The organism is Pseudomonas mandelii, assembly GCF_900106065.1.
Taxonomy (GTDB): Bacteria; Pseudomonadota; Gammaproteobacteria; order Pseudomonadales; family Pseudomonadaceae; genus Aquipseudomonas; species Aquipseudomonas mandelii.
This window is the reverse complement of the sequence record NZ_LT629796.1, coordinates 6,402,515-6,417,825: the sequence shown is the minus strand read 5'-3', so window position 1 is coordinate 6,417,825 and position 15,311 is coordinate 6,402,515. Positions and strand designations below refer to the sequence as shown.

The following is a 15,311-nucleotide window of genomic DNA, read 5'->3' as shown; positions in this document are numbered from 1 at the left end:
TCGGCGACGGTCATGCTCGGGTCCGTTCGAGGGGGCCGGTCAGGTTATCGGGGTACTGATGAAGGCCTCAAGCTTTTCCGCCTGCGCGGTGAATTCGGCGATGCGCGGGAAGCGTGAGGCGTCGACTTGGTCCGGTGTCACCAGGTTGGTGAAGCTCCAGGCGACGGCGAGGGTGATGCCGTCTTGTTCGATCAAGGCGCCGTTTGCCAGTGGCTGTTTTTCCAGCTCGCGTTCAAGCGCTGAATAGGCTGCGGCGAGTTGCCCTTCGACGCGCTCGACCCAAGGCTGGTATTGAATTTCGGCGGGGCGCAGGTTGCGTTCGTAGTAAAGCTGCACGGACTTTTCGCACGCCGCCAACCCGAGCCCGATCAGGCGCCATGCGCGCAGTCGTTGCGTGAGGTCGCCGGGCATCAGGCTTTTGCCAGGGCCGGCGAGGGCTTCGAGGTAGTCAATGATCAGGGTCGAGTCGATCAACACTTCGCCGTCGTCCAGCACCAGGGTCGGCGCCTTGACCACGGGGTTGATCTGCTGGAAGTGCTCGAAGTGGCGGAACACCGAAACCGACTCGTGCTCCAGGTCGATGCCCAGGTGTCTGGCAGAAATGGCCACGCGCCGCACGTAGGGCGAATCCAGCATGCCGATCAGTTTCATTGAGCCGCTCCTTCAGGTGTCCATGTCGGGATGGACTACCTTAGCTGAGGTTCGGCGACCTGCAAACGGCCTTGGTTAATCTTCGAAACCGACTTGCTCGTGTATCTCGTCGACCTTCAATTCCAGTCGATAGGCCACGGCGATGAACAGCGCCTGGCACAGGCACAACGTCGCGCTCAACGAGCGGAAGGCGAACGAGCTGCCTTCGTTGACCAGCAGCACGGTGTTGGCGCGTTTGGCCAGGGGCGAGAGGTTGCTGTCGGTGATGATCAGGGTTTTCGCCTGGTTGTGCTGGGCGATGCGCAGGCAGTGCTGGGTTTCCTTGCCGTAGGGCGTGAAGCTGATGGCGATGACCAGGTCATTGGCGCGCACGCTGCGCATCTGCTCGCGGTAGCTGCCGCCAAGGCCGGAGACCAGGTGGATGCGCTTGTTGGTGTGTTGCAGGTTGTAAACCAGGTAATCGGCCACCGCGAACGAGCGGCGCACGCCGACCACGTAGATGTTGTCGGCGTTGACCACCAGGTCCACGGCTTTGTCGAAGGCCTGGTCATCGAGTTCCAGCCCCAGCCGTTCGATGCCCGACAGGGTCGCGTCGATGCACTCGCGTGCGAGGTCGCCGCCGCTGGCTTTCTGCGATTTGTTGGCGATCATGCTGCGAATGCGCTGCTGGTAGTTCTGCACCGGCGTGGTCTTGTGCGTGTACGCCTCGCGGAACAGGGCCTGCATTTCGCTGAAACCGCTGAACCCGAAGCGCTGGGAGAACCGCACGATGGCCGACGGGTGCACTTCGCACTCGCGGGCGATGTCGCTGATGCGGTCGACCATGATCCGGTCGCTTTGCTGGCTCATGTAGCTGGCGATGCGTTTGAGCTGGCGCGGCAGGCTTTCGTATTCGTTGGTGATCAGCTGCAACAGACGCTCGGCATTGATCGGGGGGCTGGCGAGATCGCTGTCGGGCGTGCTCTCGGTCGTAGCCGGCTGATCGGTGCGGGACATAGGGAATCCTTCTGGCTTGTTCTTATAGGGCTGACTGGTGTGTCGGCCCCTGACAATAGGTTGGCTGTGCGCAGTCTACAGGGTAGGCCGGAATAAAATCTTGAGCTTGCGGCCGGCGTGCGGTTTGCTGAAACGATGCACTGTGTCTGGAATGCTTTTGTAAAAGTTTATTGGAAAAAATATTCCACGTAAAAATTATTTGGAATAATTATTGATTGTTCGGTCCCGGTCGTTTTAGTCTGCATCCCACCAAGAGCGTTCGGCGCCTCCATCGCCCCGAACGCAGGCTGATAAAAATAACAGGAGCCAGCATGGGCCAGACTCGTTTTGCCAGTGGGCGTCAATTGGATCTGATTTGCCTGGGGCGCCTTGGCGTCGACCTCTATGCGCAGCAAGTCGGGGCGCGGCTGGAAGATGTTTCAAGCTTCGCCAAATACCTTGGGGGATCGTCCGCCAACATCGCGTTCGGCACCGCTCGACTGGGCCTGAAATCGGCGATGTTGAGCCGGGTAGGGGACGACCACATGGGGCGGTTCCTCCTGGAATCCCTGGCGCGTGAAGGCTGTGACGTCAGCGGCGTCAAGGTCGATCCGGAACGCCTGACCGCCATGGTCCTGCTCGGTCTCAAGGACCGCGAAACCTTTCCTTTAGTCTTCTACCGCGAAAACTGCGCCGACATGGCGCTGCGGGCCGAGGACATCAGCGAAGCCTTTATTGCCTCCAGCAAAGCCCTGCTGATCACCGGCACCCATTTCTCCACCGACGGCGTCTATAAGGCGAGCATCCAGGCGCTGGATTACGCCGAGAAGCACAACGTCAAACGGGTGCTCGATATCGATTATCGCCCGGTGCTGTGGGGGCTGGCGGGTAAGGCAGACGGGGAAACCCGGTTTGTTGCCGATCAGAACGTCAGCCAGCATGTGCAGAAAATCCTGCCGCGTTTTGACCTGATTGTCGGCACTGAAGAAGAGTTTTTGATTGCGGGCGGTTCCGAGGATTTGCTCACGGCGTTGCGCAATGTTCGGCGTTTGAGCGACGCGACGCTGGTGGTCAAGCTCGGGCCGCAGGGTTGCACGGTGATTCACGGGGTGATTCCGGTGCGGCTTGAAGACGGGGCGATTTACCCCGGCGTTCGGGTGGAAGTGCTCAACGTGTTGGGGGCCGGCGATGCATTCATGTCGGGTTTCCTCAGCGGTTGGCTGGAGGATGCCAGCGACGAACGCTGCTGCCAGTTGGCCAATGCTTGCGGCGGTCTGGTGGTGTCGCGCCATGCCTGCGCCCCGGCGATGCCGACCCGTGCCGAACTCGATTACCTGTTCAACAGCCCGGTGCCGATCACCCGGCCGGATCAGGACGAAGTGCTGCAGCGTCTGCATCAGGTCAGCGTGCCGCGCAAACAGTGGAAGCAGCTGTTCATTTTTGCCTTTGATCACCGTGGGCAACTGGTGGAGCTGGCGCACAAGGGCGGTCGCGACCTCAACGCCATCTGCGAACTCAAGCAACTCTTTATCAAAGCCGTGGAGCGGGTCGAAACGGATTTGCGCGAGCAAGGGATCGAGGCGGATGTCGGCTTGCTGGCCGATCAGCGTTTCGGCCAGGACTCGCTGAACGCCGCCACCGGTCGAGGCTGGTGGGTGGCGCGGCCGGTGGAAGTGCAGGGCTCGCGGCCGTTGGCCTTCGAACATGGGCGCTCGATCGGCAGCAACCTGATTGCCTGGCCGCAAGAGCAGATCATCAAGTGCCTGGTGCAATTTCATCCTGATGATGAGCCGTTGTTGCGCCTGGAACAGGAAGCGCAGATCAAGGGGTTGTATCAGGCGTCCCAGGTCAGCGGTCATGAACTGCTGCTGGAAATCATCCCGCCCAAGGATCATCCGTCGACCCATCCGGACGTGCTGTATCGCGCGCTGAAACGCCTCTACAACCTGGGGATTTACCCGGCGTGGTGGAAGATCGAAGCGCAGAGTGCCGAGGAGTGGAAGCAGCTTGATGAGTTGATTCAGGAGCGAGATCCGTATTGCCGGGGCGTGGTGTTGCTGGGGCTGAATGCGCCGGCGGCGGCACTGGCCGAAGGGTTTCAGCAAGCGAGCCAGAGCCAGACCTGTCGCGGGTTCGCGGTCGGGAGGACGATCTTCCAGGAACCGAGCCGCGCGTGGCTGGCCGGTGAAATCGATGATGAGGCGCTGATTGCTCAGGTGCAGGGCACCTTCGTCGAACTCATCGACGCCTGGCGCACGGCCCGCGCCTGACGTGACACCGCGTTATCGTTCTTCGCGGGCAAGCCTCGCTCCTACGGGAAGCCGCGTTGATCTGTAGGAGCGAGGCTTGCCCGCGAAGTCGGCCTCAGACTCAACGGAAATTTAGAAAACAACAAAAAGGTGCAGCCATGCCCGCTATCCGAATTGGCATCAACCCGATCTCCTGGAGCAACGACGACTTGCCGTCCCTCGGTGGCGAGACGCCGTTGAGCACCGCGTTGAGCGAAGGCAAGGAGATCGGTTACGAAGGTTTTGAACTCAACGGAAAATTCCCCAAGAATGCCGAAGGCGTCGGTGACGTGCTGCGGCCTTACGAGCTGGCGCTGGTGTCCGGTTGGTATTCCAGCCGTCTGGCGCGCCGTTCCGTGGCCGAAGAAATCGACGCCATCGGCAGCCACGTCGAGCTGCTGGCGAAGAACGGCGCCAAGGTGCTGGTTTACGGCGAAGTGGCGGACTCGATTCAGGGCCAGCGCATCCCCTTGGTTGAACGCCCGCGTTTCCACACCGAACAGGCCTGGCAGGAATACGCCGACAAGCTCACCGAACTGGCACGTTTCACCCTGTCTCAAGGCGTGCGCCTGGCCTATCACCACCACATGGGCGCTTACGTCGAATCCCCGGCCGACATCGACAAGTTGATGGCGTTGACCGGCAGCGAAGTCGGTCTGCTGTTCGATTCGGGCCATTGCTACATGGGCGGCGGCGAGCCGTTGCACGTCTTGCGCAAACACATCGAACGCATCTGCCACGTGCATTTCAAGGACGTGCGCAAACCGGTGGTGCAACTGGCGCGCAACAACTTGTGGAGCTTTCCGGACTGCATCATCAACGGCACCTTCACCGTGCCCGGCGATGGCGACATCGACTTCGCCGCGCTGCTCGATGTGTTGCTGGCCAACGATTACCACGGCTGGCTGGTGGTCGAGGCTGAGCAAGACCCGGCCGTGGCGCCGAGTTACGTCTACGCGAAAAAAGGCTACGACACCTTGCGAGCGTTGCTCGACGAGAGGGTTGCGCTATGAGCCTGCTGGTCAAAAGCAATGCCCGTGGCCGGACCATGGTCGAGTTGGGCAAAGGTGAGCTGGAATACGTCGGCTTCGCTGCCTACCGCCTAAGCCTGGGCGAAACCTTGCCGGTGGCGGCGGGTGATAAAGAGCTGTGCCTGGTGCTGCTCAGCGGCCGGGTCAGCATCAAGGGCGAAGCGCCGGGGCAGGGCGCCTTCGAATGGGACAACCTCGGCGATCGCCAGTCGGTGTTCGAAGACAAATCACCCTTCGCCGCGTACTTGCCGCCCGGCAGTCAGGCGCAAGTGGTTGCGCTCAGCGATGTGCAGATCGCCGTCTGCGCCGCACCGGGGTCAGCCGAAAAGGGCCTCGGTCCACGGCTGATCAAACCCGACACCATGAAGCGCAGCGTGCGCGGCAAGGGCGCCAACACCCGTTACGTCTGCGACATTCTGCCGGACACCGAGCCCGCCCATTCGCTGCTGGTGGTGGAAGTGCGCACGCCGTCGGGACACTCGTCGAGCTACCCGCCGCACAAGCACGACACCGACGATTTGCCGCACCAGAGCTTTCTCGAAGAAACCTATTACCACCAGATCAACCCGCCCCAGGGTTTCGTGTTCCAGCGCGTCTACACCGACGACCGCAGCATCGATCAAGCCATGGCCGTGGAAAACAGCGACCTCGTGGTCGTGCCCAAGGGCTATCACCCGGTCAGCGTGCCCTACGGCTACGAGTCGTATTACCTGAACGTGATGGCCGGCCCGAAACGGGTCTGGCAGTTCCACAACGATCCGCAGCACAGTTGGCTGCTTGATCTCTGATCTAAAAAGCCTGAATTCCACTATTCGAACGGAGAACAAGAACAATGAGCGACGCCCCGGTCATCGGCCATTACCTCGACGGTCACGTGCAAGACAGCGGTAGCGAGCGGTTCAGCAATGTCTTCAACCCGGCGACTGGCGAGGTGCAAGCGCGTGTCGGGCTGGCCAGCGCAAAGACCGTGGACGCCGCCGTTGCCTCGGCCCTGAAAGCATTCCCGGCCTGGTCCGAGCAATCGTCCTTGCGCCGTTCGCGGGTGATGTTCAAGTTCAAGGAATTGCTCGACCGTCATCACGACGAACTGGCCGAAATCATCAGCCGCGAACACGGCAAGGTGTTCTCCGACGCCAAGGGCGAAGTCACCCGTGGCATCGAGATCGTCGAATACGCCTGTGGCGCGCCGAGCCTGCTGAAAACCGAATTCAGTGACAACATCGGCGGCGGCATCGACAACTGGAACCTGCGCCAGCCGCTGGGCGTATGCGCCGGTGTCACGCCGTTCAACTTCCCGGTGATGGTGCCACTGTGGATGATCCCGCTGGCGCTGGTTACCGGTAACTGCTTCATTCTCAAACCCTCCGAACGCGACCCGTCCGCCAGTTTGCTGATGGCCCGTTTGCTGACCGAAGCCGGTTTGCCGGACGGCGTGTTCAACGTGGTTCAGGGCGACAAGACAGCGGTCGATGCGCTGCTGCAACACCCGGACATCGAGGCGATTTCCTTTGTCGGCTCGACGCCGATTGCCGAGTACATCCACCAGCAAGCCACCACGCGCGGCAAGCGGGTGCAGGCGCTGGGCGGGGCGAAAAATCATATGATCGTCATGCCCGACGCGGATCTGGATCAGGCCGCAGACGCCTTGATCGGCGCGGCTTACGGCTCGGCCGGCGAGCGCTGCATGGCGATCTCGATTGCTGTGGCGGTGGGCGATGTTGCAGACCAACTGATTGCCAAACTGCTGCCGCGCATCGATCAACTCAAGGTCGGCAACGGCATGCAGGGTGACAGCGACATGGGGCCGTTGGTGACGGCCGAACACAAGGCCAAGGTCGAAGGCTTTATCGACCAGGGCGTGGCGCAAGGCGCGCAGCTGATTGTCGATGGTCGTGGGTTCAAGGTGCCGGGGGCGGAGAACGGCTTCTTCGTCGGCGCGACGTTGTTCGATCACGTCACTACCGAGATGAGCATTTACCAGCAAGAGATCTTCGGCCCGGTGCTGGGCATCGTCCGCGCCCCGGATTTCGCCAGTGCCGTGGCGTTGATCAACGCCCACGAATTCGGCAACGGCGTGTCATGTTTCACCAGCGACGGCGGCATCGCCCGGGCGTTTGCACGCACTATCAAGGTCGGCATGGTCGGCATCAACGTACCGATTCCGGTGCCCATGGCCTGGCACTCGTTTGGCGGCTGGAAGCGCTCGCTGTTCGGCGACCATCACGCCTATGGCGAAGAAGGCATCCGTTTCTACAGCCGCTACAAAAGCGTGATGCAACGCTGGCCCGACAGCATCGCCAAGGGCCCTGAATTCAGCATGCCGACAGCCAAGTGATTCACCTGTGCGGAGAACAACAATAATGAGCAAACCCCTGCGTTTCGCCCTGAACCGTATGGTCGCCCCACGTTTGTCCCTGCCCGCGTTCATCGACCTGGCGGTAGCCCTAAAGGCTGACGCCATCGAGATTCGCAATGACCTCAAGGGTGTCGAGATAGAAGACGGCACCGCGCCCGAGCGCGTCCGCGAGTTGTGCGCGGCCCAAGGCATCAGCGTGCTGTCGATCAACGCGCTGTACCCGTTTGATGTGTGGAATGACGAGCACCGGACGCTGGCCTTGAAACTGGCGGCTTATGCTCGTGATTGCGGCGCGCAGGGGGTGGTCATGTGCCCGCTGAATGATCGCGCGGATACTCGAAGCGAAGCCGAGCGCGCTTCAGGGTTGCGCACCGCCTTGAGTGAACTGGCGCCGATCCTGCGCGATCACGGCATTCTCGGTTTCATCGAGCCGTTGGGTTTCGAAGAATGCTCGCTGCGGCGTAAACGCACGGCGGTGGAAGCGATCAAGGTTGTCGGTGGGCTGGATGTGTTCCGGCTCGTCCACGACACCTTTCACCATCACCTGGCGTGTGAGCAGGAGTTTTTCCCCGAGCTGACCGGGCTGGTGCATATCTCCGGTGTCGAGGATGCCGAGGCGCCGTTGGCGACGATCCGCGACGGCCATCGCGTGCTGGTGGGCGAGGGCGACATTCTTGGCAATGCCGCACAGATCGACACCTTGCTCAGCGGCGGTTACAGCGGCTACCTGTCATTCGAGCCGTTTGCCGACAGCGTCCACGGCCTGGCCAACATCGAGCAGGCCATTGGAGCAAGCATGAATCACCTGAACAAATCCCAGGCCTGACACCGTATTCGAATTGATGGAGATCAACTGTGGGAGCGAGCCTGCTCGCGATGACGGCGGCACATGCAAAATTAATGTCGCCTGAAACACCGCCATCGCGAGCAGGCTCGCTCCCACAGTGATCGCATTTCACAGCACACACCGGATTCAGCTTCAAAGGAAGGTGCCGCATGACCACAACAAGACTGACCATGGCCCAGGCCCTGGTGAAATTCCTCGATAACCAGTACATCGAGGTCGACGGGGTCCAGAGCAAATTCATCGCCGGGATCTTTACCATTTTCGGCCACGGCAACGTGCTGGGCCTGGGGCAAGCCCTGGAGCAGGACAGCGGTGACCTGATCGTTCATCAAGGCCGCAACGAACAAGGCATGGCCCACGCCGCGATCGGTTTCGCCAAGCAACACCTGCGGCGCAAAATCTACGCCTGTACCTCATCCGTCGGCCCAGGCGCTGCGAACATGCTGACCGCCGCCGCGACGGCCACCGCCAACCGCATTCCCTTGCTGCTGTTGCCCGGCGACGTCTACGCCTGCCGCCAGCCGGACCCGGTGTTGCAGCAAATCGAACAGTTCCACGACTTGAGCATCAGCACCAACGATGCATTCAAGGCCGTGAGCAAATACTGGGACCGCATCAACCGCCCCGAGCAGTTGATGACCGCGGCGATCCACGCCATGCGGGTGCTCACCGACCCTGCCGAAACCGGCGCGGTGACCCTGGCCTTGCCGCAAGACGTGCAAGGCGAGGCCTACGACTATCCCGATTACTTCCTGCAAAAACGCGTGCACCGCATCGAACGTCGTCCGGCCACCGACGCGATGCTGGGTGATGCGCTGGCGCTGTTCAAAGGCAAGCGCAAACCACTGATCATTTGCGGTGGCGGGGTCAAATACTCCGGGGCCAACGCGGCGTTACAGGCGTTTGCCGAGCGCTTCGACATTCCCTTCGCCGAAACCCAGGCCGGCAAGAGCGCGGTGGTGTCCAGCCATCCGCTGAACGTCGGAGGGATTGGCGAAACCGGGTGCCTGGCGGCGAACCTGTTGGCAAAAGACGCCGATCTGATCATCGGTATCGGCACCCGCTACAGCGATTTCACCACCGCGTCGAAATCCCTGTTCCAGCATCCGGACGTGCAGTTTCTCAACCTCAACATCAGCCCGTGCGATGCCCTGAAACTGGATGGCGTGCAACTGCTGGCGGATGCGAAAACCGGTTTGCTGGCGCTGACCGAAGCACTGGGCGATTACCGTTCCAGCTGGGGCGATCAACCGCGTCAGGCCAAGGCTCAGTTGGATGAGGAGGTCGATCGTCTCTATCAGATCGAGTACCAGACTCAAGACTTCTCCCCGGAAATCAACGACCACATGGACCCGGCGGTCCTGCGCGAATTCATCGAGCTGACCGGTTCCTGCCTGACCCAGAGCCGCGTGCTCGGCGTGCTCAACGAAACCCTCGCTGATGACGCCGTGATCGTCGCCGCCGCCGGCAGTCTGCCCGGTGACTTGCAGCGCAGCTGGCGCAGCAAGGGCGTGAACACCTATCACGTCGAATACGGTTATTCCTGCATGGGTTACGAGGTCAACGCCGCACTGGGCGTGAAACTCGCCGAGCCGGAGCGCGAGGTCTATGCGCTGGTCGGCGACGGCTCTTACATGATGCTGCACTCGGAGCTGGCGACCTCGATCCAGGAGCGCCGCAAGATCAACGTGGTGCTGCTCGACAACATGACCTTCGGCTGCATCAACAACTTGCAGATGGGCAACGGCATGGACAGCTTCGGCACCGAGTTCCGTTTCCGCAACCCGGACACCGGCAAGCTCGATGGCGGTTTTGTGCCGGTGGATTTCGCCATGAGCGCGGCGGCCTATGGCTGCAAGACTTACAAAGTGAACACCGCTGACGAGCTGAAAGCCGCGCTGGCGGATGCGCGTTTGCAGACCGTGTCGACACTGATCGACATCAAGGTCCTGCCCAAGACCATGATTCATGGCTACCTGTCGTGGTGGCGGGTCGGCGTGGCGCAAGTCTCCACCAGCGCCCGCACCAACGCGGTGGCCAAGACCCTCAATGAACGACTGGCCAAGGCCCGTCAGTACTGATTGCCCTGAATCGAACAATAAGGAGTCCTTACATGTCATTAAAGTTAGGCGTCATCGGCACCGGGGCCATCGGCCAGGACCACATTCGTCGTTGCAGCCAGACCTTGCTCAACAGCCAGGTGGTCGCCGTCACCGACATCAATTTGCAGCAAGCGGCCAAGGTCGTGTCCGACCTGAATCTGACCGCCGAGGTCTACCCCGACGGGCTGGCGCTGATCAACGCGCCAGAAGTCGAAGCGATCCTCGTCACCTCCTGGGGCCCGAGCCACGAAGCGTTTGTGCTGGCGGCGATTGCGGCAGGCAAACCAGTGTTCTGCGAGAAGCCCCTGGCCGTCACCGCCGAAGGCTGTCGCAACATCGTCGAGGCCGAAGTGGCCCACGGCAAGCGCCTGGTGCAGGTCGGTTTCATGCGGCCGTATGACGAAGGCTATCGCGCACTCAAATCGGTCATCGACAGCGGTCAGATCGGCGAACCGCTGATGCTCCATTGCGCGCACCGCAACCCGACCGTGGGCGAGAACTACAAGACCGACATGGCCATCACCGATACGCTGATCCACGAACTCGACGTGCTGCGCTGGTTGCTCGATGACGATTACGTGTCCGTGCAAGTGGTGTTCCCACGCAAGAGCAGCAAGGCCCTCGCGCATTTGAAAGACCCGCAGATTGTTTTGCTGGAAACCGCCAAGGGCACACGCATCGACGTCGAGGTGTTCGTCAATTGCCAGTACGGCTACGACATCCAGTGCGAAGTGGTGGGGGAGACCGGCATCGCCAAACTGCCGGAGCCTTCGCAGGTTCAACTGCGCAGTGGCGCGAAGTTGTCGAACGCGATTTTGATGGACTGGAAGGATCGCTTCATTGCGGCGTATGACGTTGAGTTGCAGGCGTTCATTGATGGCGTGCGAGCGGGGCAGGTCGGAGGCCCGTCAGCATGGGATGGCTTCGCTGCCGCCGTCGCAGCAGATGCCTGCATCGAAGCACAAAACAGCGGAGCGATCATCAAAGTCACACTCCCTGACCGCCCCCGTTTCTACGGTTGAGCACCGTCCCCTGTGGGAGCGAGCCTGCTCGCGATAGCGCCAGCACATTCAACATTAATGTCGGCTGACACTCCGCTATCGCGAGCAGGCTAGCTCCCACAGGGGGCGTGTATATCCGGCAGCTATTTATAAGGAGAACATTTTCATGCGCATCGGACTTGTCGGTTACGGCCATGGCGGCCGGTTTTTCCATGCTCCGCTGATCAGCAGCCTGCCGGCGGTTACGTTCGTGGGCGTGGTCACCCGTTCCCCGGAACGCCGACAATTGCTGGCGGCCGAATACCCCGGTGTACCGGCCTTCGACAGCATCGGCCAATTGGTCGAAGCCGGGATCGATGTGCTGGTGGTATCGACGCCGCTCAAGGGCCGACCGGCGCTGGTGCTCGACGGCATCGAACACGGCGTGGCGGTGGTTAGCGACAAGCCGTTTGCCGCCGATGCGCAGCAAGCGCAAACCCTGATCACCATGGCCGAGCGCCAGGGCGTGCGGCTCAGCGTCTACCAGAACCGTCGCTGGGACTCGGACTTCCTCACCGTGCGCAAACTCATCGAGTCCGGCGCTCTGGGCCGTGTCACCCGTTTCGAGTCGCGGATCGAGCGTTACTCGCCGCAATCGGTGAACAACAGCAGTGGCGGCGGCTTCCTGCGCGATTTGGGCAGCCACCTGGTGGATCAGGCGTTACTGCTGTTCGGCCCGGTGAACCGGGTGTACGCCGAACTGGATTACCTGGAAAAAGACCAGGCCTTCGACAATGGCTTCTTTGTATCCCTGACCCACGCTAACGGAGTGATCTCGCACCTGGGCGGCAGTTGCCTGCAAAACACCCCTGGCCCGCGTTTTCGCGTGACCGGCACTCAAGGTTGTTACAGCGTCGATGGTCTGGACGGGCAGGAAGCTTCAGCGCTCGCCGGGCTATCGCCGAAATCCGAGGGTGAGCGCTGGGGCGGGGAAGAGCATCGCCGCTGGGGCTGGTTTGAACAGGGCGAAGTGCGTGAGCGGGTGCCGTCGGAACGCGGATGCTGGAATCAGTTCTATTTGCAGCTACAAACCGCGTTACAGAGCGGTGGCCCACTGCCTGTCGAAGCCCGTGATGCACTGGCGACCACCCGCGTTCTAGACGCTGCGCGCTTGAGTTTCGAACGGCGTCAGGTCGTGGAATTGAGCCCGTTTGAGAGCCATGGAACAAAATCAGAATAAAATTCTAAAATGAGTTGATATAGAAATAATATTCCAATAAAGTCATTTCCAGCGAACTGCCTCTCGCTCGTTTTCACAGCTTTTCCCGCTTGCCTGCTTACTGAAAATCGTCACGCCTCATCCATAAAACCAACAAGAATGTGGAGAAAGACTTTTCATGAAGACCAAGATCCGTTTTGCCTCACTGGCCTTGTCCCTGATGTTCGCCAGTGGCGCTGCACTCGCCGACATGAAGATCGGCGTCAGCATGTCCCAGTTCGATGACACCTGGCTGACCTACCTGCGCGAATCCATGGACAAGAAAGCCAAGTCCTACCCCGACGGCGTGCAGCTGCAATTCGAAGATGCGCGCAGCGACGTGGTCAAGCAGTTGAGCCAGGTCGAAAGCTTCATCAGCCAGAAAGTCGATGCCATCGTGGTCAACCCGGTGGACACCGCCGCCACCAAAAAAATCACCGAAGCCGCCGTCAAGGCCGGCATCCCGCTGGTCTACGTCAACCGTCGTCCCGATGACCTGAAACTGCCCAAAGGCGTGGTCACGGTGGCCTCCAACGACCTGGAAGCCGGTGAAATGCAGATGCAATACCTGGCCGACAAAATGGGCGGCAAGGGCGACATCGTGATTTTGCTGGGCGACCTCGCGAACAACTCCACCACCAACCGCACCAAGGGCGTGAAAGAGGTGCTGGCCAAATACCCGAACATCAAGATCGAGCAAGAACAGACCGGCACCTGGCTGCGGGATAAAGGCATGACCCTGGTCAACGACTGGCTGACCCAGGGCCGCAAGTTCGATGCAGTGGTGGCCAACAACGACGAAATGGCCATTGGTGCCGCGATGGCCCTGCAACAGGCCGGCGTCGACAAGGGCAGTGTGCTGATCGCGGGTGTCGACGGTACGCCGGACGGCTTGAACGCAATCAAGAAAGGCAGTCTGGCGGTCTCGGTGTTCCAGGATGCGAAAGGTCAGGCCGACGGCTCCATCGACACGGCAGTGAAAATGGCCAAAAACGAGCCGGTTGAACAGGCCGTGTGGGTGCCATACCGTTTGATCACGCCGCAAAACGTCGACACGTTCAAATAGCCCGTCCGCCCCATAACAACAATAAGCACGCAAGGTTGCCACCGCGACCTTGCTGATGGAGTACCTGATCATGTTCGCTTCAGCGACTGCTTCGAGCACCCCGTTGGTGGGTATCCAGCCAACCGCAACACCTGTCGATGAGCCGTACCTGCTGGAGATCATCAACGTCAGCAAGGGTTTTCCCGGTGTGGTGGCGTTGTCGGATGTGCAACTGCGTGTGCGCCCCGGCTCCGTCCTGGCGCTGATGGGCGAGAACGGTGCGGGCAAATCCACCCTGATGAAAATCATCGCCGGCATCTACCAGCCAGACGCCGGCGAGTTGCGCCTTCGCGGCCAGCCGGTGGTGTTCGATACGCCGCTGGCCGCGCTGCAGGCCGGGATCGCAATGATCCACCAGGAACTCAACCTGATGCCGCACATGAGCATCGCCGAGAACATCTGGATCGGCCGCGAGCAGCTCAACAGCCTGCACATGATCGACCACCGCGAAATGCACCGCTGCACTGCGAAACTGCTCGAACGCCTGCGGATCAACCTCGACCCGGAGGAGCAGGTCGGCAACCTGAGCATCGCCGAGCGGCAGATGGTCGAGATCGCCAAGGCGGTGTCCTACGACTCCGACATCCTGATCATGGACGAACCGACCTCGGCCATCACCGACAAGGAAGTCGCGCACCTGTTCTCGATCATTGCCGACCTCAAGAGCCAGGGCAAAGGCATCATCTACATCACCCACAAAATGAACGAAGTGTTCGAGATCGCCGATGAAGTAGCGGTGTTCCGCGACGGCGCCTACATTGGCTTGCAACGGGCTGACAGCATGGACGGCGACAGCCTGATTTCGATGATGGTCGGCCGCGAGCTGAGTCAGCTGTTCCCTGTGCGCGAAAAACCGATTGGCGATCTGCTGCTGTCGGTGCGCGACCTCAAGCTCGACGGCATTTTCAAAGGGGTGTCCTTCGACCTGCATGCGGGCGAGATCCTCGGCATCGCCGGGCTGATGGGCTCAGGCCGCACCAACGTTGCCGAAGCGATTTTTGGCATCACTCCGAGCGACGGTGGCGAGATTCGTCTCGATGGCGAAGTGGTGCGCATCAGCGATCCGCACATGGCGATCGAGAAGGGCTTCGCCTTGCTGACCGAGGATCGCAAGCTCAGCGGCCTGTTCCCGTGCCTGTCGGTGCTGGAGAACATGGAAATGGCGGTGCTGCCGCATTACGCCGGCCACGGGTTCATCCAGCAGAAAGCCCTGCGGGTCTTGTGCGAAGACATGTGCAAGAAGCTGCGGGTGAAAACCCCGTCGCTTGAGCAGTGCATCGACACCTTGTCCGGCGGCAACCAACAGAAAGCCTTGCTGGCGCGCTGGCTGATGACCAATCCACGCATCCTGATCCTCGACGAACCGACTCGTGGCATCGATGTCGGCGCCAAGGCCGAGATCTACCGGCTGATCTCCTACCTCGCCAGCGAAGGCATGGCGGTGATCATGATTTCCTCGGAGCTGCCGGAAGTGCTCGGCATGAGCGACCGGGTGATGGTCATGCACGAGGGCGACCTGATGGGCACCCTCGACCGCAGCGAAGCGACCCAGGAACGAGTCATGCAACTGGCCTCGGGCATGTCCGTACGCCATTGAGTCAAGGGCAAACAGAGTCCAAGGGTGAGCAGAGTCCAGGGGTGAGCAGAGTCCAGGGGTGAGCAGAGTCCAGGGGTGAACCGGGATTCTGTGGCGAGGGAGCTTGCTCCCGCTGGGCTGC

General features: G+C 60.9%; 12 protein-coding genes. 10 read left to right on the top strand and 2 right to left on the bottom strand.

Going from position 1 to position 15,311, the window contains the following annotated elements; all coding sequences use genetic code 11:
• Positions 1–39: 39 nt before the first annotated feature.
• The gene (locus BLU63_RS29635) at positions 40–651 is read right to left on the bottom strand and encodes a glutathione S-transferase (protein ID WP_083376944.1); all 612 of its coding nucleotides are present in this window, start codon (positions 649–651) and stop codon (positions 40–42) included.
• Positions 652–726: 75 nt separating this feature from the next.
• Entirely contained in the window at positions 727–1,647 is a 921-nt protein-coding gene (locus tag BLU63_RS29630; RefSeq protein WP_077749729.1) for a MurR/RpiR family transcriptional regulator, read from the bottom strand.
• A 311-nt stretch (positions 1,648–1,958) separates the two neighbouring features.
• On the opposite strand from BLU63_RS29630, the gene BLU63_RS29625 reads away from it, so the two are divergent.
• The 10 genes from BLU63_RS29625 to BLU63_RS29580 all read left to right on the top strand — a co-directional run bounded on the left by BLU63_RS29625 (position 1,959) and on the right by BLU63_RS29580 (position 15,190).
• Positions 1,959–3,896: a bifunctional 5-dehydro-2-deoxygluconokinase/5-dehydro-2-deoxyphosphogluconate aldolase gene (locus BLU63_RS29625; protein WP_083376943.1), complete on the top strand. Its 1,938-nt coding sequence runs from the start codon at positions 1,959–1,961 to the stop codon at positions 3,894–3,896.
• Between the two features lie 137 nt (positions 3,897–4,033).
• Positions 4,034–4,927, top strand: a complete 894-nt coding sequence (gene iolE, locus BLU63_RS29620) for a myo-inosose-2 dehydratase (protein ID WP_083376942.1) — start codon at positions 4,034–4,036, stop codon at positions 4,925–4,927.
• A complete protein-coding gene (gene iolB, locus BLU63_RS29615; protein WP_083376941.1) occupies positions 4,924–5,733 on the top strand; it encodes a 5-deoxy-glucuronate isomerase in 810 nt (269 codons plus the stop codon). Before iolE ends, iolB begins: the two co-directional genes overlap by 4 nt.
• A gap of 44 nt (positions 5,734–5,777) precedes the next feature.
• Positions 5,778–7,280: a CoA-acylating methylmalonate-semialdehyde dehydrogenase gene (locus BLU63_RS29610; protein WP_083376940.1), complete on the top strand. Its 1,503-nt coding sequence runs from the start codon at positions 5,778–5,780 to the stop codon at positions 7,278–7,280.
• 25 nt (positions 7,281–7,305) lie between these two features.
• Positions 7,306–8,127, top strand: coding sequence for a TIM barrel protein (locus tag BLU63_RS29605; RefSeq protein WP_083376939.1), 822 nt, complete (start codon positions 7,306–7,308; stop codon positions 8,125–8,127).
• Positions 8,128–8,297: 170 nt separating this feature from the next.
• Entirely contained in the window at positions 8,298–10,229 is a 1,932-nt protein-coding gene (iolD, locus tag BLU63_RS29600; RefSeq protein WP_083376938.1) for a 3D-(3,5/4)-trihydroxycyclohexane-1,2-dione acylhydrolase (decyclizing), read from the top strand.
• A gap of 32 nt (positions 10,230–10,261) precedes the next feature.
• Positions 10,262–11,272 carry a Gfo/Idh/MocA family protein gene (locus BLU63_RS29595; protein WP_083376937.1) on the top strand — a complete coding sequence of 337 codons (1,011 nt, stop codon included), beginning with the start codon at positions 10,262–10,264 and terminating at the stop codon, positions 11,270–11,272.
• 145 nt (positions 11,273–11,417) lie between these two features.
• On the top strand, positions 11,418–12,470 hold the full coding sequence (locus tag BLU63_RS29590) for a Gfo/Idh/MocA family protein (protein ID WP_083376936.1): 1,053 nt from the start codon (positions 11,418–11,420) through the stop codon (positions 12,468–12,470).
• A gap of 157 nt (positions 12,471–12,627) precedes the next feature.
• A complete protein-coding gene (locus BLU63_RS29585; protein WP_010459630.1) occupies positions 12,628–13,554 on the top strand; it encodes a sugar ABC transporter substrate-binding protein in 927 nt (308 codons plus the stop codon).
• Between the two features lie 70 nt (positions 13,555–13,624).
• On the top strand, positions 13,625–15,190 hold the full coding sequence (locus BLU63_RS29580; RefSeq protein WP_083376935.1) for a sugar ABC transporter ATP-binding protein: 1,566 nt from the start codon (positions 13,625–13,627) through the stop codon (positions 15,188–15,190).
• Positions 15,191–15,311: the final 121 nt, after the last annotated feature.

Bases quoted from the DNA above. Each gene is read 5' to 3' on its own strand.
- BLU63_RS29595 (WP_083376937.1), top strand. From the start codon at position 10,262: ATGTCATTAAAGTTAGGCGTCATCGGCACCGGGGCCATCGGCCAGGAC.
- iolD (WP_083376938.1), top strand. From the start codon at position 8,298: ATGACCACAACAAGACTGACCATGGCCCAGGCCCTGGTGAAATTCCTC.
- BLU63_RS29635 (WP_083376944.1), bottom strand. From the start codon at position 651: ATGAAACTGATCGGCATGCTGGATTCGCCCTACGTGCGGCGCGTGGCC.
- BLU63_RS29580 (WP_083376935.1), top strand. From the start codon at position 13,625: ATGTTCGCTTCAGCGACTGCTTCGAGCACCCCGTTGGTGGGTATCCAG.
- BLU63_RS29610 (WP_083376940.1), top strand. From the start codon at position 5,778: ATGAGCGACGCCCCGGTCATCGGCCATTACCTCGACGGTCACGTGCAA.
- BLU63_RS29585 (WP_010459630.1), top strand. From the start codon at position 12,628: ATGAAGACCAAGATCCGTTTTGCCTCACTGGCCTTGTCCCTGATGTTC.
- BLU63_RS29605 (WP_083376939.1), top strand. From the start codon at position 7,306: ATGAGCAAACCCCTGCGTTTCGCCCTGAACCGTATGGTCGCCCCACGT.
- iolB (WP_083376941.1), top strand. From the start codon at position 4,924: ATGAGCCTGCTGGTCAAAAGCAATGCCCGTGGCCGGACCATGGTCGAG.
- BLU63_RS29625 (WP_083376943.1), top strand. From the start codon at position 1,959: ATGGGCCAGACTCGTTTTGCCAGTGGGCGTCAATTGGATCTGATTTGC.
- iolE (WP_083376942.1), top strand. From the start codon at position 4,034: ATGCCCGCTATCCGAATTGGCATCAACCCGATCTCCTGGAGCAACGAC.
- BLU63_RS29590 (WP_083376936.1), top strand. From the start codon at position 11,418: ATGCGCATCGGACTTGTCGGTTACGGCCATGGCGGCCGGTTTTTCCAT.
- BLU63_RS29630 (WP_077749729.1), bottom strand. From the start codon at position 1,647: ATGTCCCGCACCGATCAGCCGGCTACGACCGAGAGCACGCCCGACAGC.